Annotated in this window: 17 protein-coding genes and 1 tRNA gene; 10 read left to right on the top strand and 8 right to left on the bottom strand. The window is 61.8% G+C overall.

The features are described from left to right. Positions 1 to 27: 27 nt before the first annotated feature. The 4 genes from GOB87_RS10290 to GOB87_RS10275 form a co-directional block, all read right to left on the bottom strand. Positions 28 to 432: a hypothetical protein gene (locus GOB87_RS10290; RefSeq protein ID WP_166316212.1), complete on the bottom strand. Its 405-nt coding sequence runs from the start codon at positions 430 to 432 to the stop codon at positions 28 to 30. Positions 433 to 503: 71 nt separating this feature from the next. Next, positions 504 to 1,463 carry an HlyD family efflux transporter periplasmic adaptor subunit gene (locus GOB87_RS10285; protein ID WP_166316209.1) on the bottom strand — a complete coding sequence of 320 codons (960 nt, stop codon included), beginning with the start codon at positions 1,461 to 1,463 and terminating at the stop codon, positions 504 to 506. A gap of 133 nt (positions 1,464 to 1,596) precedes the next feature. Next, a complete protein-coding gene (locus GOB87_RS10280) occupies positions 1,597 to 1,803 on the bottom strand; it encodes a DUF1656 domain-containing protein (protein ID WP_166316206.1) in 207 nt (68 codons plus the stop codon). Beyond that, a complete protein-coding gene (locus tag GOB87_RS10275) occupies positions 1,800 to 3,794 on the bottom strand; it encodes an FUSC family protein (RefSeq protein ID WP_194303317.1) in 1,995 nt (664 codons plus the stop codon). Before GOB87_RS10275 ends, GOB87_RS10280 begins: the two co-directional genes overlap by 4 nt. On the opposite strand from GOB87_RS10275, the gene GOB87_RS16570 reads away from it, so the two are divergent. Then, on the top strand, positions 3,697 to 4,080 hold the full coding sequence (locus GOB87_RS16570) for a hypothetical protein (RefSeq protein ID WP_194303319.1): 384 nt from the start codon (positions 3,697 to 3,699) through the stop codon (positions 4,078 to 4,080). The genes GOB87_RS10275 and GOB87_RS16570 overlap by 98 nt on opposite strands. Here the strand turns inward: GOB87_RS16570 and GOB87_RS10270 are convergent. Further along, entirely contained in the window at positions 4,062 to 5,228 is a 1,167-nt protein-coding gene (locus GOB87_RS10270) for a hypothetical protein (RefSeq protein ID WP_166316203.1), read from the bottom strand. The two genes, GOB87_RS16570 and GOB87_RS10270, sit on opposite strands and share 19 nt — an antisense overlap. Before the next feature lie 162 nt (positions 5,229 to 5,390). Here GOB87_RS10270 and GOB87_RS10265 point away from each other — a divergent pair, with 162 nt between their 5' ends. Continuing rightward, entirely contained in the window at positions 5,391 to 6,152 is a 762-nt protein-coding gene (locus GOB87_RS10265; protein WP_264805187.1) for an SDR family NAD(P)-dependent oxidoreductase, read from the top strand. A gap of 25 nt (positions 6,153 to 6,177) precedes the next feature. Beyond that, complete coding sequence (locus tag GOB87_RS10260; protein WP_166316197.1) at positions 6,178 to 7,158, top strand: glucokinase; 981 nt, start codon at positions 6,178 to 6,180, stop codon at positions 7,156 to 7,158. A 30-nt stretch (positions 7,159 to 7,188) separates the two neighbouring features. Here the strand turns inward: GOB87_RS10260 and GOB87_RS10255 are convergent. After that, positions 7,189 to 7,262: transfer RNA gene (locus tag GOB87_RS10255), tRNA-Cys, on the bottom strand. 171 nt (positions 7,263 to 7,433) lie between these two features. Here GOB87_RS10255 and GOB87_RS10250 point away from each other — a divergent pair. From GOB87_RS10250 to msrA, 5 genes are all read left to right on the top strand, one after another. Continuing rightward, positions 7,434 to 8,123, top strand: a complete 690-nt coding sequence (locus tag GOB87_RS10250; protein WP_242006300.1) for a protein-L-isoaspartate O-methyltransferase family protein — start codon at positions 7,434 to 7,436, stop codon at positions 8,121 to 8,123. Positions 8,124 to 8,252: 129 nt separating this feature from the next. Next, positions 8,253 to 9,701 carry a TolC family outer membrane protein gene (locus GOB87_RS10245; RefSeq protein WP_166316192.1) on the top strand — a complete coding sequence of 483 codons (1,449 nt, stop codon included), beginning with the start codon at positions 8,253 to 8,255 and terminating at the stop codon, positions 9,699 to 9,701. Positions 9,702 to 9,737: 36 nt separating this feature from the next. Beyond that, positions 9,738 to 10,733, top strand: coding sequence for a DUF2497 domain-containing protein (locus GOB87_RS16825; RefSeq protein ID WP_242006299.1), 996 nt, complete (start codon positions 9,738 to 9,740; stop codon positions 10,731 to 10,733). Positions 10,734 to 10,876: 143 nt separating this feature from the next. Beyond that, positions 10,877 to 13,570, top strand: coding sequence for a valine--tRNA ligase (locus GOB87_RS10235; protein ID WP_166316189.1), 2,694 nt, complete (start codon positions 10,877 to 10,879; stop codon positions 13,568 to 13,570). A gap of 94 nt (positions 13,571 to 13,664) precedes the next feature. Further along, complete coding sequence (msrA, locus tag GOB87_RS10230) at positions 13,665 to 14,204, top strand: peptide-methionine (S)-S-oxide reductase MsrA (protein WP_166316186.1); 540 nt, start codon at positions 13,665 to 13,667, stop codon at positions 14,202 to 14,204. Between the two features lie 5 nt (positions 14,205 to 14,209). On the opposite strand, the gene GOB87_RS10225 is transcribed toward msrA, so the two are convergent. After that, positions 14,210 to 14,671, bottom strand: a complete 462-nt coding sequence (locus GOB87_RS10225; RefSeq protein WP_166316183.1) for a YbaK/EbsC family protein — start codon at positions 14,669 to 14,671, stop codon at positions 14,210 to 14,212. Between the two features lie 13 nt (positions 14,672 to 14,684). Beyond that, positions 14,685 to 16,328 (bottom strand): dihydroxyacetone kinase subunit DhaK, encoded by a 1,644-nt coding sequence (locus GOB87_RS10220; RefSeq protein WP_194303316.1) that lies wholly within the window; start codon positions 16,326 to 16,328, stop codon positions 14,685 to 14,687. A 190-nt stretch (positions 16,329 to 16,518) separates the two neighbouring features. Here GOB87_RS10220 and GOB87_RS10215 point away from each other — a divergent pair, with 190 nt between their 5' ends. Together GOB87_RS10215 and glyS are read left to right on the top strand one after the other, a co-directional pair. Continuing rightward, the gene (locus GOB87_RS10215; RefSeq protein ID WP_166316180.1) at positions 16,519 to 17,421 is read left to right on the top strand and encodes a glycine--tRNA ligase subunit alpha; all 903 of its coding nucleotides are present in this window, start codon (positions 16,519 to 16,521) and stop codon (positions 17,419 to 17,421) included. Positions 17,422 to 17,424: 3 nt separating this feature from the next. Continuing rightward, a complete protein-coding gene (gene glyS / locus GOB87_RS10210) occupies positions 17,425 to 19,512 on the top strand; it encodes a glycine--tRNA ligase subunit beta (protein WP_166316177.1) in 2,088 nt (695 codons plus the stop codon). The last annotated feature ends 98 nt before the right edge of the window (positions 19,513 to 19,610 follow it).

The raw sequence follows: 19,610 nt of genomic DNA, 5'->3' as shown, positions 1-19,610 counted from the left end.
GTCGCTAGAGGGACTTTGTCCCCGACGTCACACCAGGAATCTGGGAGGAGGAGAATCCGGCGCAGGCGTGCGTCCATCCCGCGGCACCGTATGAAAAACACCATACCGTGCGAGAGCCGCCAGACGCGGCACAATCCATTTAGGGCCGACTCTTTCCGGCAAAGGCGACAGAACACACGTCCCCGTCAGACAACAGGCCTCCGTCGCAGAATGATGCCGGACCTGTATCTTCGGGTCCGCACAGGCCGTCTGCGTCTTCCCGCACTCCGTCATGATCATGTCGTGATGGGCATGATGCATCGGTGCAGGCTGCTGCGGGACATCGTACATCGCCAGAGCGCGCACCGGAGCAAAAACGGACAGAACCAGAGCCGCCTGCACAAGCAGGCACGCCAGCATCCATCCCCCCTGTCTCCAGCGCCTGCACTGCACGCCGCTCTTCTCCCGAAGTCTTTGTCTGCAACCTTAAACGGAGAGAGACGGAACCGCCACTCTCATCTGCTTTATTGCCGCCGTGTTCCCGCTCCAATTCCAAACATCGTGTCATGCAGACGCTCAAACGCATCCTGCAGCGAGTCATGCGCGCGATGGCCCTTGCTGCCCACGACCGTGACCGTCGCTGTCATGCCCGCCGCCATCGTCACACTGTCCGGCACATGATCAATCTGCACCCGCACCGGAATACGCTGGGCAAGACGGACCCAGGTATAGACGGGATCCACCGTGGGCAGCCCTTGCACACCCGTGTTGGCATTGGGGGTCGCGATACCCCGTGTGATGCTGACCACATGGCCTGACAGCGGCTCATGAAAACCCATCAGATCGATACGCACCGGATCGCCGATATTGATGGAGCCAATCTTGGTTTCCTCGAAATAACCATCCACCCAGTACGAACTCTGATCGATCACCGTGATGTTGGTCTTGCCCGCCGTGGCAAAATCACCCACCCGCATGATGAGATTGTTAACCGGCCCGGTCACGGTGCTACGCACATGTGTACGCTCAAGATTGATCTTGGCCTGCGACAGATTGGCCAACGCCTGCGCGTATTGCGCACGCGAGACAGCCGCCGTCGCCTCATAGACCTGTTTTTCTTCGCGAGAAGCCGCGGCATCTGTCAGACGGTCGCGCCGTCCCTGCTGGGCGGCCTTGAGTTCCATGTCCGCTCGCCGTTGGTCCGCCACAGCCTGCGCCACAGCCACCGCAACCCGGAAATCGAAGGGATCAATGTCATAAAGCACATCGCCCGCATGTACGAACTGGTTGTCATGCACATGCAAAGCGAGAATCTGCCCCGTCACACGCGGCGCGATGTTGACGGTCTGCACACGGACCTGCCCGTTCCGGGTCCACGGGGCCGCCGTATAATAATCCCACAGCACAAACGCGACGATCGCGGCGATGATGAGAATAACGCCCGTCGTGGTGAACTGGAGAACGCGCCGCGCCTTTTCAAACACGTACTGTCCTCCTGTTCATGACACGTCCAACCGGCATGGCGTCTGCCTGACGTCCGGCAAAGGGTGCGTGTCGTTTCATGAACCTCGGTTCCTTTCTCCCCGCTCAGGCATCAGGCCCCGCGCGGTCCGCGTGTCAGAGCAGGATCGTGTAGACCCCGGTGAAAATGATGAGCATCCCGAATTCGGCCAGCGGCACGTCCCACAGGAACCGGTCCAACCGCGACCACGTCAGGAAAGGCTTGACGAAAAGCATGGTGATGAGCGCCAGCCCCACATGAACCAGAAACGACGACATCAGCAGGCCGCCGACATTGATGACCGGAAGAAGCTCGAACCTCACAGCGCTCTCCACTGCATCTTCGGGACGGGCAACAGGTCATAAAGCTCAATGGCGGAGCGGTTCTGCTCCAAAAGCCGGATCGCGCCCGCCATGCCGGAAACGGCGCCCAGCACCGTCGCCATCTCGCCATGTGGCAGGTTGATGGACAGTTCCAGCAGGCGGCGTCCATGAAGCGACATGCGGCTGACGGCGGAATTGACATTATAGACGATGGACGCCCGGAGCGCCGCCTCCGCTTCCGCCCTCACCTCCGGAATGGTGGCCGCACGCTCCAGATGCCGCCGGGCACGCGCGAGCGCCGCCCCCATGTCGTCCAGACTGGCCAGCCGCGCAAACACCCGATCCCGTGCCTTGTTGGCGGCAAGATAGCTGTTCCACAGGCGTACCTTGGTCAGGCGATCATAGTGACGGCTGATAAGTGCTGAACCCGCCTGCTCTCCGTGCCCCTCGAACTGGCGACGCAGATCGTGGCCAATGGCCATCGCCACGCGAAAGCGTCGCGTGCGGGCGGAAGGCGGCATGAGCAGCGTGAGCGAGATAAAGATCAATATTCCCGCGAAGAGATACTGCTCATCACGGTTGATGAAGACGACCGGATCGTAGCTCTGCTCGTTCGCCACACCCAGAATGACGAAAAAGAACACACCCGCGTTGAAGCCTACGGCCGCCGTCTTGGGGTTGAGCAGCAGCAGGCAGCCACCGAAGATCACCGGCAGCACCATCACGGAATAAAACACCATGTCCGAGCCGTGCGGCAGAATACCGAAATTCAGGATTGCGGCCGTGATGATAGCCAGCGGCAGGCCAATCAGCGCTCCCATTCCGAAGGCCCGCACATTGTAGGTCGTGGCGGCCAGTGTCAGCACAATGGCTGTCTGCGAAAGAGCGGAAAAGCTCTGGGGCAGCCCCGAAAGGATGCACAGACCCGCCGTCATCGAAAAACCGATCAACACGCGCAACCCGTTCAGCAGAGCGAGGATGATGTCCTGATGGGCCACGATGCGCATCTCGGGTGCCTGCGTGCGCGCATGGCCACCATTGTGAACGCAGTCGAGGCCGTCCTGCGTCCAGCGCCAGTAAGACAGTAGCGCCATGGTGCGCTCCACAAACCACGCCTCTTCCAGCGTAAGGCGCGTGTCATTGCCCGCCGCGTCCTTATGGGTCTCACGGGCAAGCTGCTCCAGATCCTCGACCGCCTCTTTCGGCGTATCGGCCGTGCCAGCACCGAACGCCTTACGAGCGCGTTGCACCACTTCATCGGAAATGAGTCCGCGTTCCAGCGCCATGGCAATGGCGCGGCTGCAATTGAGCATTTCCAGCATGGCCACCATGGCCGAGCGCACGCCTGTCATGCGGAGATGACCGTCCGCAATCTCCGTTCGTGCAAACGACACCTGTGAAGTCAGCGCCATGATCTGCCCGGCAATGCCCGCACAGGCCGCCGCATCCGGAACCGAATGTCCCGCCACAGCATCGCGCGCAATCCGCGCCACCATCTCCGAAACCGTGTCGAGACCCGCGCACAGACGCGCCCATGCCGTGGGAGAGCCGAACACATCATTCACCGCCGCTGTAGCCGCAATGCCGATGATAATGGCCGAGACACGATTGACGGTAACATCATAGGCCGTCTCGGGAGCGTCGATGCAGCCGATGGCGATCAGGGCGACGGTGTAGCCCGCCAGCATCGCGGCATAAGCGCGGAAATCGCGCTCGAGCGTGCCCATGATGCAGCACAGCGACAGCCACAGCGCGACGCCGCCCAGCAGCATCGCCCGATCCTGACTGAAGCAGGAGACAAGAAAGAGCGCCACAAAAGCGCCGACAAACGTTCCCGCCAGACGATACAGCGCCTTGGAGAGCATCTGTCCGCGCAAAGGCTGGGCGAGGATCATGACGGTCACCGCAGCCGATCCGGGCGAGGAAATCTGGAGCCAGAAGGCCGCGAACAAAGCGATGACCACCGCCATCCATGTCCGCATGCAGAACATGAACCAGCCCGGCGGGAAAAAACCGCCTTTGAAGCGAGGCATCCAGATCAGTTTGCGAAACGACCACCCTGCCTGTGCCGATGTGCTGTCGCCCGCTCCCACTCCGCTGCCCGATCCTGATTGTTCGCAACGCCGCTGCAGTCATATCCAATCGGCCGAAAAGCCCCGGATTTCAAATAACAAAGCGTGGCGAACCATGCAGGGAAACGACATGAGACATGCCCTGCGGACACGTCATGAAAACGTGTTCCCTCGACGAATCGGGCCTCAGAGTTCGCGCGAATAGACCCGGTGGCGCTTGCAGGGTTCCGGCACGATACGCTCGATCAGACGGCGCATCGGCAGGTTGGTCTCCAGAACCCACCCCAGTTCGATCTGGCGATAGGGCAGTTCATGCCCCCGGTTCATCAACTCGCGGATGAGTAACGCCGGCAGCAATGCCCCAAGAGCCGTGCCCGCCAGTTTGCGGCTCACACCCAGCAGGATCACGCGGGCCGAGTGAAACTCGTGGCGCAAGAGCCGCACGCCCAGTTTTCCCCAGCCAAGAAGCGATGGCGCACCACCGAGGTCACCCGCCACATCGAAGACGTTTGGCACCACAAGCGCTACACCAGCAGGTGCGCCTTCCTGCTCGACCAGCACGAAATGTTCGGCTTTCAGAATGGGGCGGATATCACGGATCATGCCTGCCATTTCTTCATGGGTGTAGGGAATGAAACCCCAGGTGTCCTGCCACGTACCGTTATAGAGAGACCGCAGAATCTCTCCATCCCGTTCGACATTGCGCGGATCGAGTTTACGAACCGACAGCGCCCCCAGCCGGCCTTCCCCCACCTGCAACGTGCGCGGAACGATATGCGCAGCTTCCGCCTCTGGCCCCATCTCCATCTGGTAGGAAAGAACGTCCATGGTCTTTCCCAGATCGGCCGCCTCCACAGCCGCCCCGAGATAGGGCGGATGCCACGGCATCATCACCATGGGCAGCGCCTGCTGCCCCTCGATCATGATGCCGTATTCTCCATTGCTGTTGAGGGTCCACGGACCCAGCATCTTCGTCATGCCACGGCTTTTCAGCCACGCCGCCGCCGTGTCGAGCAGGGGCTTCACAACCGATGGATCGACCGCATCGAGCGCACCGAAAAAGCCGGTGGTCGGCGTTAGCCCCGTCGCGGGAGAGGTTTTCTCGATCAGCCTGTCCACCTGCGCGGAGACACGCCCCACCGGTCGGCCATCGCGCATCGCCAGAAAATACTGCCCCTCGCCATGACTGTAGAATCCGGAGTGCTTCGGATCGAGCAGCGCACGCTGTTCCATGTCGAGAGGCGGCATATAGCCCGCCATCCCCGCATAAAGGCGACGCGGCAGCCGGATGAAGTCCGAAAGCTGACGAAACCCGTTCACCGGGGTAATGACAAGGCGCGCTGGCTGGGTCATGAACACTCCCTTAACAACGCGCGGCCGCGCACGCGAAACACTGACCGCTCCGGGCGGTCCGGGATGGACATACCGTTGAACGACACCGCTGCCAACGTGAACAGGAACGTATCCCGACCTCCGCCCCCTCCCCGTCATGCAGCCGGCGTTACTCCGGCCTGCGTGCTCATCACGGGAGCATCGGGGGGAATCGGACACGAACTGGCCGTGCGCTATGCCCGCCCCGGCTGCACTCTGATACTCTGGGGACGTGACAAGAGTCGGCTTCAGGCAACGGCTGCGGCCTGCGAAGCACGAGGAGCACGCACTCATCTGCGAGCACTCGATCTTTCCGATGGAGAAGCCGCAATTACCGCTTTCCGGGAGGACGACACTTCGACACCTTTTGACACAGTTATTCTTTGTGCCGGTCTGTCGGACATGAAGCGTCAGGCCGATCGTACAGAAAGGGCCGAAGACGTGCTGCGCCTCGCGCTGGTCAATTACGCAACGCCCGCCGCCCTCACCATGGCTGCCGCCGAGCGGATGCAGGCACGGAACGGCGGTGCGATCTGTCTTATCGGCTCGGTTGCGGCCTTTCATGACCTTCCCTTCGCCGCAGGCTATGGCGGCTCGAAAGCCGGTCTGGCGCGGTTCGCCAGTTCAGCGCGCATCGCCCTTGCTCCACTCGGTGTGCGCGTTACCCTTGTCGCGCCCGGCTTCGTGGACACCCCCATGAGCCAGCGAATCATCGGACCGCGCCCTTTTCTGGTCTCCCCCGCCCGCGCCGCACGCCACATCATGGCCGCCATTGCGCGCAATCAGGGGGAATGTGTCTTCCCATGGCCGTTCCGCGTTCTGCGGCTTATCGACCGCCTGACACCACGCCCCCTGCGGGACCGCATCATGGCGCGGATCGACGCCGACCAGAAACCGACCGCCTGACACGGACAATCGGAGAACAGGACCCATGCAGGAGATCATCGCCGCAGATATCGGCGGAACCCATGCCCGTTTTACCCTTGCCCGTGTCGGAAACGGCTGCGTGCATCAACTCGATACCCCCTTCACCGTCGCTGTGGCAGATCATGAGACGTTGCAGGATGCCTGGACGGCCTTCGCACGTCACATCGGAAAACCTCTGCCGCACCGGGCCTCGATTGCGCTGGCCTGCCCGGCGCGTGGCGAAGTGCTCATCATGGCCAACAATCCATGGAGCCTTGTGCGGGCCGAACTTCCGGGCCAGCTCGACATCGATCCTCCGCTCCTGCTGAACGATTTCGAAGCCGTCGCCCACGCCGTAGCCGGTCTCGACACCGATCATCTGCCACCTCTTTGCGGACCCGATCGCCCCCTCCCCATGGTGGGAACCATTCTTGTCATTGGACCGGGCACCGGTCTGGGTACAGCCGCAATCGTGCGGCAGGAAAACGGTCCGACCCTGATCTGCGGAGCGGAGGGAGGACATATTGGTTTTGCACCCTGCGACACGTTTGAAGATCGGCTGCTGGAGCGTCTGCGCGCGGTTCATGGCCGCGTTTCCGCAGAGCGGGTCATTTCAGGACCGGGAATCATTCCCATCTGCGCGCAGATTTCCGACGACATGGGTGAAACCCCACGTAGCCTCTCGGACAAGCAGATATGGACCATGGCGCTGGAAGGCCACGACCGGATCGCGGTTCATGGGATGGAACGTTTCTGTCAGGCTCTGGGCTCGTTTGCAGGCGACATGGCTCTGGCGCATGGTGCAACAGGACTGGTCGTCGCCGGAGGCTTAGGAAAACGCCTGACCAGTATCCTGCCAACCTCCGATTTCGGTGCCCGCTTCGTCGCGAAGGGCCGCTTCGAATCCATGATGCGCCGCATACCGGTGCGCATGATCGATCACCCCGAACCGGGCCTGTTCGGCGCGGCATCGGCACTTGCGGTCAAGTTGTCACAGGAAAACTGATCGGAGATTTCCGGCCTATAAAGGCCAGATTGGAGGTCCGGGCGGGAATCGAACCCACGTACGCGGATTTGCAGTCCGCTGCATCACCATTCTGCCACCGGACCTCATCCGGAGTGGGCGTCATATCGCCTGCCTTTTCTTTCAGGTCAAGCCACCGCTCGCGCAACTCTTATCGATCCACAGGTTGACGCTTTTCCTCAAGCTGCGATCCTGTCCGCCGAACCTCTCGCGTCCCTTCCGGCGATGCGGCTTCACCAGCTATGCGGACCCAGACGATGCCCCAGACCAATTCCCTCTCCGTTCCCACTTCCGCCGATTTCGCGGAGGCCCGGCAGATCATGGTCGATGACCAGATCCGCCCTGTCGAAGTGAACGATCCACGCATCGTCGCCGCCATGCGTGAACTCCCACGCGAACTCGCGGTGCCGGAAGACCAACGCCGCTTTGCCTATGCTGATCGTTCACTTCCACTGGGAAATGGCCGTTTTCTTCTCCAGCCCATGGTTCTCGCCCGACTGACGCAGATGGCTCATATCGAACCGGGAGAACGTGTGCTGATTGTAGGCGCGGGCATGGGCTATCTCGCTTCTCTGGTGGCCGCGCTGGAAGCGCAGGTCACCGCTCTGGAATCCGATCCGCTGCTTGCTGCCGCCGGCCAACTCTACACTGCCCACGCCGCTCCAGCCGTCGCGTGGCGTCAGGGCTCGCTTACAGAGGGAGCCCCCGGCGAGGCTCCGTTCGATCTTATTTTCTTTGAGGGCGCCGTCCCTGACATTCCCGCTTTCTGCGCTGCGCAACTTGCTCCGCAAGGCCGCGTAGCAGGTGTATTGCAGCCGGAAGATGGCACGTCGTCCGCTTTTCTTGCCCATCATGACAAGGAAGACGGATGGGCAATACGTCGCTTCTTTGATGCCGCAGCCCCGGTTCTACCCGCTTTTGCTCCGGCTCCCGCCTTTGTTTTTTAAGACCGGCACATGAGAGGTTTGAAACCTTCCGTTAACGTGAATGGTGGAAAAACCACAAAACGCATGGCATAAGCCCTACCGACTGTGTTCCGTGTCCTGCGGAGCCGAGCAGCGACTGAGAGAATTTCCATGAAATATTCCTGTGGTCTGGGGCTGGGGCTTGCAGCCGCGCTGTACAGCTCGACAGCGCTGGCCCAGAAATATGACGGTAGCGGCGAGCCGAGTTTCATTCCTCACACGTTGCAGGAAGCCCTCTCCGCTGCCTATCTCACAAATCCCACGCTCCAGCAGGAACGTGCCACTCTCCGCGCAACGGATGAGAATGTGCCGACTGCGCTGGCGGGCTGGCATCCGACCATTCAGGGTCAGTTCGATCCCAGTTATTATAAGGGCTACAACAACTACGAAGGTGAGACCGATCCGACCAGCGGCAAGAAAGTCGGATATAATCGCAAATACAGTACCTTCGGTTACGACGCGATGGTCTCCATCACCCAGCCGATTTACAGCGGCGGCAAGACAACGGCCAAGACACATCAGGCCGTCAATCAGGTGATGGCCGAACGCGCCAAGCTGGTCTCGACGGAACAGCAGGTGTTCATGGATGTCGTGAATGCCTATGTCGGTGTGATCGAGGACGAGCAGCTTCTCCAGCTCAACATCAACAACGAGCATGTGCTTGAGCAGCAGCTCAAAGCCACCAATGAGCGCTTCCATGTAGGCGAAATTACGCGCACGGACGTGGCACAGGCCGAAGCGGCCTATGCCAGCGCCAAGGCCACACGCCAGCAGTCAGAAGGAACGCTTCAGACCGCGCAGGCCACCTACATGCAGATTGTCGGCATGGCGCCTCCGCCCAATCTGGTGCCGCCTCAACCCTTGGTGCTTCCGGTCAAGTCCCAGACGGAAGCCGTCGCTCTGGCCGTAAAAAACAACCCTGACGTCATCAGCGCGCTTTTCACCGAAGCTTCGCAGAAAGATGCCGTCGCCGTCGCCATGGCAGCACTTATGCCGACCCTGTCCGCGACAGCGGCCTATTCCCGCGCCATCAACCAGCAGTTGAACGATCAGCAGGACGTCAACAAATACGCCACGCTGAATCTGAGCGTGCCCATCTATCAGGGTGGCTCCGAATATTCTGGCGTCCGGCAGGCGAAACAGCAGGCCATGGCCGCACGACGGGCCGTCGATGTTCAGCGTCGCACCGCAGCGCAGGCCGCTGCCTCGAACTGGCAGCGTCTGGTGTCCTATCGCGCCGCTATTGCCAGTAACCGCGCCGCCATCCAGGCGGGCATGGTCGCTCTTGACGGTGTGGAGCGACAGGCCATCGTGGGCACAAGCACCACACTGGAAGTTCTGCAGCAGCAGAGCACCCTGCTTCAGGCGCAGGTGGCGCTTGTGCAGAGCCTGAGCAACATGGTCACCGCTTCCTATAATGTGGCGTCGGCCATCGGTCGCCTCACGGCTCTCGATCTTCATCTCAATGTGCCGCTGTACAATGAGAAGGCCTACTATGAAGCCGTCAAGGACAGGCTGTGGGGCCTCAACGATTATGCACTCGATCAGCCCGGCCGCTAAAGGCATGGCATACGTGACAAGACAAAGGGGTGTTGCATGACAGAAAGCCACGGCGAGACAGGGGAAAACGGATCGGTCGAATCGGTCCTCTCGTCCATCCGTCGCATCCTGCAGGAAGGTAAAGACGCCCAGCCGATTGAAGAAACGGCAGCCGAAGCGCATCCTGAACTCCCATCGGCGCACGAGGAAGAGGACGACAGCGTTCTGGTTCTCGATTCGTCCATGCTGGCTGACGACTCCGCTCCCCATCATGTGCCGGACACGCATACGCCGACACCACAGGAAGAACCGTCTCACAGCCAGGCCCCGACTGAGCCAGCGCCTGTTGAAACACCTGCGCCAGCCGAATCGACTGGGCCCGTGGCGGTTGAGGAAACCCCATCACCAGCCGCCGAAGCACACTCCGAGCCGGAACAGGCTCCCGCAGAAGAGGCTCATGAAGAACCGATACCTGCCATGGAGTCACCTTCCGTCGAACCGGCTTCCACCCCAGAGCCCGAGCATGTGGAGCCTGTCGCGGTTGAGTCCTCTTCTGAGCCCGCTCCTGTAGAGCCGGAGCCGGAGCCAGCATCTGAAGAAGCTCACCCCATCGAATCGCATGAGGAAACCCCTCCTCCGGCCAAGGTCGAGCAGCCCACTTCTTCCGAAGAAGCGGTTGCACACCCCCCTGTCTCTCCGGCAGAACAGCCACAACACGCAACGACCACGCGATCGGAACTGATGATGAGCGAAGACAGCAATCTGCCGGACACAACGACCGAAGCCCCCGAGCCTGTTCAGATTCCTCTGGACAAACAGACCGTGGGCGCTACGGAACATTCTTTTGGCGCACTCCAGCAGATCCTGCGCCGTAAACACGCTGTTGAACACAGGGAGAGACGAGTGGCTATCACGCGCGGTGGAAACCTGACGATCGAGGATATTGTCCGTGACGAAGTCCGGGCATTCCTCAAGGAATGGCTTGACCAGCACCTGTCGAGCATTGTCCAGCAGGCAGTTCAGAAGGAAATCGAGCGTCTGAGCGACCGCTAAGGTCATCAGGAGCAACCTGCCCACCATCTCGCATGCTGGGCAGGCTGCCCCGTTCCCAGACCAGAGCCTTCAGGAAGACGCAGCGCAAACCCGCGCTGCGTCTTTCGTTTGTTCCCCACGCAGAATCATTCGGTGAAGAGACCATGCTCAGCAAGACGTTTCAGCCCCAAGAGGTCGAGACCCAGCTTTACGAAACATGGGAAAACGAAGGCCGGTTCGCTGCCGATCCGCAGTCCGGCGGCACGCCCTTCACCATCATGATTCCGCCCCCCAACGTCACCGGCACGCTCCATATGGGGCACGCGCTTACCATGACGTTGCAGGACACCCTGATCCGCTGGCGGCGGATGCAGGGGCGTGACACGCTGTGGCAGCCGGGCACCGATCATGCCGGTATCGCGACCCAGCTCGTGGTGGAACGTCAGCTTGCCGGCGAAAACACCAGCCGCAAGGAGTTGGGCCGCGAAGCTTTTCTTGAGCGCGTGTGGAAATGGAAGGCGGAGTCCGGCAACGGCATCACCCGCCAGCTCCGCCGCCTCGGCGCGTCTCTCGACTGGTCCCGCGAACGCTTCACGATGGATGATGGCCTGTCCAAAGCCGTCCGCGAAGTTTTCGTCACGCTTTACCGCGAAAAGTTGATCTACCGTGATCGACGTCTCGTAAACTGGGACCCGCATTTCCGTACCGCCATCTCGGATCTTGAGGTGGAGAACAAGGAAACGCGCGGCCATATGTGGCACATCCGCTACCCGGTGGAAGGCGAAGGCAACCTCACGCTGACTGTCGCCACGACCCGACCGGAGACCATGCTGGGCGACACGGCCGTCGCCGTGCATCCCGACGATGAGCGTTACAAGGCGCTGGTGGGGCGCAACATCATCCTGCCCCTGACCGGGCGCCGCATTCCCATCGTGGCCGATACCTATTCCGATCCCGAAAAAGGCACAGGCGCGGTCAAGATCACGCCAGCGCATGATTTCAACGACTTTGAGGTCGGCAAGCGGCACAATCTGCCCATGCTCTCCATTCTGGATGAAGCCGCCGCCGTCACGCTCGAAGAGATCGCAGACGATCTGCACACCGTCGAAGGTCTGGCCGATCCAGCCTTTGTCCGTTCCCTCGAAGGTCTGTCACGCGAGGACGCCCGCAAGGCCATCGTGGCCGAACTGGAACGCCTCGAAATCCTCGAAAAGATCGAGCCGCATACACTTCAGGTGCCGCATGCCGAGCGCGGTGGTGCCGTGGTCGAGCCGCGCCTGACCACACAGTGGTATTGCGACGCCGCCACGCTGGCCGGGCCGGCTATCGAAGCTGTGGAGAAGGGTGACGTCACCTTCGTTCCCAAGCAGTGGGAGAACACCTTCTTCGCATGGATGCGCAACATCCAGCCGTGGTGCATCTCCCGTCAGCTCTGGTGGGGGCACCGTATCCCGGCATGGTATGGCCCGGACGGCACCGTCTTCGTCGGCAAGGACGAGAATGACGTCACCGCGCAGGCCACCGCCCATTACGGCAAGGCCGTGGATCTGACACAGGACGAGGACGTGCTCGACACGTGGTTCTCCTCCGCATTGTGGCCGTTCTCCACCCTTGGATGGCCGGACAAGACACCTGAACTCGCCCGCTATTATCCGACTGACGTGCTGGTGACAGGCTTCGACATCATCTTCTTCTGGGTTGCCCGGATGATGATGATGGGCCTGCACTTCATGAAAAAGGTGCCGTTCCGCACCGTCTTCATCCACGGTCTCGTCCGTGATGAGCGCGGCCAGAAGATGTCCAAGAGCAAGGGCAACGGCATCGACCCGCTCGACCTGCTCGACAAATATGGCGCGGACGCTGCCCGCTTCACCATCTGCGCGCTGACCGGCGTGGGCCGCGACCTCAAGTTCGGGGCCAAGCGCGTGGAAGATTACCGCGCCTTCGTCACCAAACTGTGGAATGCCGCACGCTTCTGCGAAATGAACGGCGTGAAGGCCACGCCCGACTTCGATCCTTCGAAAGTGACCTCCCCTCTGGGGCGCTGGATCATCTTTGAGACCTCGAAAGCCATCGACGACGCCACTCAGGCGCTGGAGAACTTCCGCTTCGATGAGTATGCGGGGACCTGCTACCGCTTTGTGTGGAATCGTTTCTGCGACTGGTATCTCGAACTGGTCAAACCCGTCTTCTCGGGTGAAGACGCAGCCGCTGCCGCTGAGATGCGCGGTGTCACGGCATGGGTGCTGGAGACTATCCTGCGCTTGCTCCAGCCCGTCATGCCTTTCGTCACCGATACACTCTGGCACGAATTCGGCTTCGGTGCGGAAGGCACGCTGATCAACGCTGCATGGCCGAAACCCGTCTCCGTGCCCGGAGCGGAGGCCGCCATCAGCGAGATCGACTGGCTGACGCGCTTCATCTCCGAAATCCGCACCGTGCGTTCGGAAATGAACGTACCGCCCTCCCGTCTCTCGCCCGTGCTGCTCAAGGATGCGTCTCCCGTCACAGTGGAACGCGCCAAGAACTGGCAGGAGACGATCGGTCGCATGGCACGCGTGTCCGAAATCGATGCTCTGACCGGTGAAGTGCCGCGTGGATCGGCGCAGACCGTTGTGGATGAAGCCACGCTGGTGCTGCCATTGGCCGATCTGATCGACCTCGATGTGGAACGTGCGCGTCTGACGAAAGAACTGGCCAAGGCCGAAGGTGAAATCACGAAAACCGAGCGCAAACTCGGTAATCCGGACTTCATCGCCCGAGGCAAGCCGGACGTGGTGGAAGAAACGCGTGAGCGCCTTGTGACACAGCAGGGTGAACGCGACCGTCTTCAGGCCGCTCTCGCTCGGCTGTCCTGATCAACACTGCGCGGGAAGGCTGTTGTCTTCCCGCACCGGCCTTCCCATGATGCGTTCATGTCCTGAACACATTTCATCAGGGAAGGCCCCACTTATGACCTCATCCGAAACCATTGTGCTGGGCGGCGGCTGCTTCTGGTGCGTCGAAGCCGTCTATCGCAGCCTGCGCGGCGTGTTGTCAGTCCGCTCGGGCTACGCGGGCGGCACCACAGCCCGTCCCACCTATGAACAGGTCTGCTCCGGCCAGACCGGTCATGCGGAGGTCGTGGAAGTCGTCTTCGACCCGGCTGTCATAACCTGCCGCCAGATCCTTCAGGTGTTCTTCACACTGCACGATCCCACCACGCTGAACCGGCAGGGCAACGATGTGGGCACACAATATCGCTCGGTCATCTTCACGACATCGCCCGAACAGGAAAGTATCGCTGAGGCCGTGCGTGACGAGTTCACGCAGGCCGATGTCTGGGGCGCTCCACTGGTGACACAGATCGAACCGCTGCCGGTCTTCTGGCCTGCCGAAGCCAAACATGAGGACTATTACGCCCGCAATCCTGACACGGGATATTGTCAGGCCGTGGTCGGTCCGAAGGTCGCCAAGATGCGCAAACTGTTTGCCGACCTCCAGAAACCCTGACGTCTTCAGCCTTGCGCGACATCCACCCATGTCGCGCCGACCAGTTCGGCCAACCGCGCAGGCGGCAATTTCACGGATGCCGTGCGGGAACCCGCAGCGGGCCATACGTCTTCGAACTGTCTGAGCGACAGGTCACAATAAACCGGCACAGAACCGGGCAGCCCGAACGGGCAAACGCCCCCAACGGGGTGACTCGTCAATTCCAAAGCATCTTCCGCCGAGAGCATATGGGGACGCGCGCCAAACGCTTCCTTCGTCTTGCGGTTATCGAGCCGCGCATCGCCAGCCATCACCACCAGCACGCGCTCATCCCCAACACGAATGGCGAGCGTCTTGGCGATCTGCCCCTCCTGCACGCCGAGTGTTTCGGCAGCCTCCGCCACAGTGGCCGTGCTCGCTCCCTGCTCGATGATCAGCACGTCCGGCGCATGTTCGCGCAACCACGCCTCGACTGACTCGCGGCTCATCTTTCTTTTCTCCTCATATCTGCGAAATCGAGCGCGCCATGGCCTCCAGCATCCGGGCAATCGCCTCCGCTCCGGGGTCCGGCACATCCGCCAGACGCTCGCCCGGCACGTAGGACGCACGTCCCGCCCGGGCTTCGCCCATGCTGCGTGTCGCATCCGCTCCCTTGCGGGCCGCCCCCGCTGCATCTCCCAGCGAACCACCCTTTGCGAAAGCATCAAGAGCCGGAACCAGAGCGTCCACCATCGTCCGATCCCCCGGATTGGCGCCCCCGTGCCGCCGCATGGCATCCAGCCCCTCCACCAAGGCCTGCCCCCACGGCTTGTCGCTACGCCCAGCCGCCGACAGCATGATGGACAGCAGCACGCCACTGGAGCCACCCGCATGACGCGCCAGCACCGCTCCCAACGTGGTGCAGAGTTCTTTCGGCACTGCCAGCGGCAAACGCGGTAGAGCCGCGAGGATCTCCCGCGCGGCTTCGGCAAAGGTCGAACCTGCGTCACCATCGCCAATCTGCGCATCCAGCTTGTTCAGGCTGTCGGCATTGGCGATCAGCGTCTCGGCACCCACACGGATCAGCGCTTCAAGCTGCGGTTGTGAGGATGGCGGATAGGGAAATGTCTCCGGCATGGCGGGCAGCGGACGGACATCCGGTTCGGCAAAGCATGCTGTGCCCGGCCAGGCCCGCGGCTCCACAGGCGATTCCAGCGCAACCCGCAACTCGTTGGTGAGTGCCAGAAGCGTAAGTGAGAAACCGTTCATGTCCAGCGCCGTCATCATGGGGGCCGGACCGATCACCAGATCGACTTTCTGCGCCAGTGTCGTACGAGAAAATGATTCGAGCAGCAGCGTCTGCTCAATGGGAGGCACCGCTCCCAGCATGTTCAGAAGCAGGGCATATCGCGCACCACCACTGAGAGGCAGCGCGGTTTCCAGCGTATCCGCCGCCTGCTGCATCAGCACATCCGCACCCGCCACATTGATCCGACGCGCACCCGGCTCGCCATGAATGCCCAGCCCCAGTTCGCCTTCGTCATCGGCCAGTCGCGTGGTCCCGTGTGGGTCGTAGGCACAGCAATCCGTCAGTGAGAGACCGATGGAGGCCAACTGCTTTGCCGCGTCCCGTGCCTGCCGCGCCACCTCAGCCAGAGACGCGCCGCTGCGGGCCGCATGACCCGCGACCTTCTGGACAAGAACCGTTCCCGCCAGCCCACGCGGATAGCGCGCGTCCGGCAGCGCCGTGTCATCGCCCACTACAACCGTCTCAACCGCCAGACCCATGCCCCGCGCCTGCTCGGCCGCCAACGCGAAGTTCAGCCGGTCTCCAGTGTAGCTCTTGATGACAAGCAGGCAGCCCGCCTCCCCTGTAACAGCAAGGATACCGGCCAGAATCGCGTCCACACCCGGAGAGGCAAAGATCGACCCACAGACGGCAGCATCCAGCATGCCCTCGCCCACGAATCCTGCATGGGCCGGTTCATGCCCGCACCCACCACCCGACACCACGGCCACCCGGGATGGATCGCGCTCGCGTCGCAGAACCACCTTGATCTCGGGATAGCCGTCCAGACGGCACAGGTGACGCCCCATGGACGAACGCAACAATCCATCAAGGGAGTCTGTGACCACGGTCTCGCGCGTGTTGAAGAAACGTTTCAAATCGCCTGTTCCCTGTCCGTCATCGGTTCACCGTTTCGTGGGCCGCAACACTCTCCCGCGCAAGTCATGCGCTGCACAAGTTTTCGCGGGCAACCTGCCATGCCGCGCGAGATCAGGCTTGTTCCTTTCCGTCAGGAAAGGGGCGCTGTATGGTGCCCGCCCCTGCATCTCAGCGGAGACTGTTCATCCCATGGACCCGGCGGCCCCTCGCCCTGACGGCAAACCTCTCTCGTTTCAGGATCTGATCCTGACCCTTCATCGCTTCTGGTCGGCCCAAGGGTGCGCCATCCTCCAGCCCTACGATCTGGAAATCGGCGCGGGCACGCTCTCTCCGCACACCACCCTGCGCGCGCTGGGCGACACGCCGTGGAAGGCCGCCTATGTGCAGCCATCCCGCCGCCCCGCCGATGGCCGCTATGGCGAAAACCCCAATCGCCTGCAGCACTATTACCAGTATCAGGTGCTGCTGAAGCCAACGCCGGAAGAAAGCCAGCAACTCCTTCTGGAAAGCTACCGCGCAATCGGCATCGACCCCGATCTGCACGACATCCGTTTCGTGGAAGATGACTGGGAAAATCCCACCATCGGCGCATGGGGTCTTGGCTGGGAAGTCTGGTGCGACGGCATGGAGGTGACGCAGTTCACCTACTTCCAGCAGGTCGGCGGCATCCCCGTGTCTATGCCCTCCACCGAACTGACCTACGGTCTTGAGCGGCTGGCGATGTATGTGCAGGGCGTCGAGAACGTCTATGACCTTGCCTTCAATGACGCAGGCCTGACCTATGGCGACGTGTTCCTGCGCGCCGAACAGGATTACTCACGGCACAATTTCGAGCTGGCCAACACCGATATGCTGCTCCGTCACTTCACGGACGCCGAGCGTGAGTCCGTGGCTCTGGCCGAAGCCGGCGTGGCGCAGCCTGCGTATGATCAGTGTCTGAAAGCCAGCCATCTCTTCAATCTGCTGGATGCGCGTGGCGTCATCAGCGTGAGCGAGCGCGCCTCCTATATCGGCCGCGTCCGCACACTGGCCAAGCTGTGCTGCGAAACATGGCTGGCCGGCGAAACCACCGCGAAGAAGGCGAAGGGCTGATCCATGGCCGACCTGCTGATCGAACTCTTGTCCGAAGAAATCCCGGCCCGGATGCAGGAAGCCGCAGGGGAAGACCTTGCCCGCCTGCTCCTCAAGGCGCTTGCGCCGCTTGATCCGCGCGATGTGAAAACCTTCACCGGTCCCCGCCGCATCGCCCTGACCTGTGGCGTCAATGATGAAGTCCCGGCCGCCACCATTGAGGAACGCGGTCCGCGTGAAAGCGCACCGGAAAAAGCCCTCGAAGGCTTCATGCGCAAGCATGGCGCGACACGCGACGAGCTGACGCTCAAGAACGGCTTCTGGGTGCTGGAGCGCAAAACGCCTGCCATCTCGGCGACCGTGCGCATTGCCGAAATCATGCCCGCTTTGCTGCGCGGTTTTCCGTGGCCGAAATCCATGCGCTGGGGCGTGGGGAGCGCTTTCACATGGGTGCGCCCGCTGCGCCGTATTCTCTGCCTGCTTGACAGCAGCGTGGTGCCCTTCTCCCTTGCCACCGAAGAAGGCGGCGTTCCAGACAATGGACATGGGCTGGCCAGTGGCAATCTGACCGAGGGACATCGCTTCTTCCCAGCCGGCAACACCTGCGCCGAGCCGTTCGCCGTGAAGGACTTCGATACCTGGCGGGATGGCTTGCGCGAACGCCGCGTGATGATCGACGCCGCCGAGCGCCGCCAGACCATCGTGCACGGTATCGACAGCATGGCCCGCGAGGAAGGGCTGAGCATCGTCACCGATCCGGGGCTGGTGGAGGAAGTCGCGGGTCTCGTGGAATGGCCCGTTCCCATGCTGGGCCGCATTGATGAGCGGTTCATGGAACTCCCTGCGGAAGTGATGCAGGTGTCCATGCGCGTGAACCAGCGCTACTTCGCGCTGCGCAACAGCGACGGAACCGCAGCGCCGCGTTTTGCCTTCGTGGCCAATATCGACCCCACCGATGGTGGTGTTCAGGTGATCGCGGGCAATGAGCGCGTGCTCCGCGCCCGCTTCGAAGATGCCCGCCACTTCTGGGATCTCGACCGCAAGCGCACGCTGGAATCCCGCGTGGCCGATCTCGACCGCGTGATCTTCCACGCCGATCTCGGCACGCAGGGCGAGCGTGTGCGCCGCATCGTGCGGATGGCCGAAATCCTCGCCCCGATGGTCGGCGCTGATCCGACGCACGCCGCACGCGCGGCTCTTCTGGCAAAGGCCGATCTCTCCACCGGCATGGTGGGAGAGTTCCCCGAGCTTCAGGGTGTCATGGGCGGCTACTATGCCCGTCACGACCGAGAGGCTGAGGACGTCAGCATCGCCATTGCCGAGCAGTATCAGCCCAAAGGACCGTCCGACACGGTGCCAACGGCCCCCACCTCCGTGGCGCTGGCTCTGGCGGACCGCTTCGACATGCTGACGGCGTTCTTCGCCATCGGTGCAAAACCAAGCGGGTCCGGCGATCCCTATGGCCTGCGCCGCGCGGCTCTGGGCATCATCAACATCATCCGCAAAAACGGATTGCGGCTGGATCTGGTGGCTCTGTTCGTCAAAGCGTCCGAAGCATTGCCCGAGGCTCTGCGTAATGCGCCGGATCTCGACCTTCTGCCCGCCTTCATCGCTGAACGTCTGCGCGTGCAGCTTCGCAGCGAAGGCGCACGTCATGACGTGCTGGCCGCCGTGTCCGTTGGCAACACCGACAGCGACATCGTGCGCCTGCTGGCCCGCACGGATGCCTTGGCCGAGATGCTGGCGACCGAAGACGGCAAAAACCTTCTCGCCGCCACGAAGCGTGCTGCCAACATCCTTCGGATCGAGGACAAGAAAGACGGTCCGCACGAAGGTACACCCGATCCGGCACTCTACACACAGCCGGAAGAAGTGGCTCTGGCGGAAGCCCTGAACCGCGTCATTCCGCAGGTTGAGGCCGCGTTTGCTGGCGAACGCTTTGTCGATGCCATGAAAGAAGCCGCCAGCCTCCGTCCCGTGCTGGATACGTTCTTTGAGAAAGTGACGGTAAACGCAGACGACAGCGCCGTGCGCGCCAATCGTCTGAAGCTGTTGTCCGAACTGGTGCGTATGACACGCCTGATTGCCGACTTCAGCCAGATCGACGGCTGATCCACAAAAAGAGGCGCTTGCCCGACCGCAAGCGCCTCTTTTCAAAATTCACCAGAAAAAAGGCCCGGTCTCGCAAGAGAGCCGGGCCTTTTTGGTTT

This window comes from Acetobacter estunensis (assembly GCF_011516945.1).
Lineage (GTDB): Bacteria > Pseudomonadota > Alphaproteobacteria > Acetobacterales > Acetobacteraceae > Acetobacter > Acetobacter estunensis.
Note: the sequence above shows the minus strand (reverse complement) of the source record. Positions and strands in the feature narration are given on the sequence as shown.

Coding starts and splice junctions, on each gene's coding strand:
- GOB87_RS16570 (WP_194303319.1), top strand. CDS start 3,697: ATGACGGTCACCGCAGCCGATCCGGGCGAGGAAATCTGGAGCCAGAAG.
- GOB87_RS10275 (WP_194303317.1), bottom strand. CDS start 3,794: ATGTTCTGCATGCGGACATGGATGGCGGTGGTCATCGCTTTGTTCGCG.
- GOB87_RS10270 (WP_166316203.1), bottom strand. CDS start 5,228: ATGACCCAGCCAGCGCGCCTTGTCATTACCCCGGTGAACGGGTTTCGT.
- GOB87_RS10260 (WP_166316197.1), top strand. CDS start 6,178: ATGCAGGAGATCATCGCCGCAGATATCGGCGGAACCCATGCCCGTTTT.
- GOB87_RS10250 (WP_242006300.1), top strand. CDS start 7,434: ATGCCCCAGACCAATTCCCTCTCCGTTCCCACTTCCGCCGATTTCGCG.
- GOB87_RS10245 (WP_166316192.1), top strand. CDS start 8,253: ATGAAATATTCCTGTGGTCTGGGGCTGGGGCTTGCAGCCGCGCTGTAC.
- GOB87_RS16825 (WP_242006299.1), top strand. CDS start 9,738: ATGACAGAAAGCCACGGCGAGACAGGGGAAAACGGATCGGTCGAATCG.
- GOB87_RS10235 (WP_166316189.1), top strand. CDS start 10,877: ATGCTCAGCAAGACGTTTCAGCCCCAAGAGGTCGAGACCCAGCTTTAC.
- msrA (WP_166316186.1), top strand. CDS start 13,665: ATGACCTCATCCGAAACCATTGTGCTGGGCGGCGGCTGCTTCTGGTGC.
- GOB87_RS10225 (WP_166316183.1), bottom strand. CDS start 14,671: ATGAGCCGCGAGTCAGTCGAGGCGTGGTTGCGCGAACATGCGCCGGAC.
- GOB87_RS10215 (WP_166316180.1), top strand. CDS start 16,519: ATGGACCCGGCGGCCCCTCGCCCTGACGGCAAACCTCTCTCGTTTCAG.
- glyS (WP_166316177.1), top strand. CDS start 17,425: ATGGCCGACCTGCTGATCGAACTCTTGTCCGAAGAAATCCCGGCCCGG.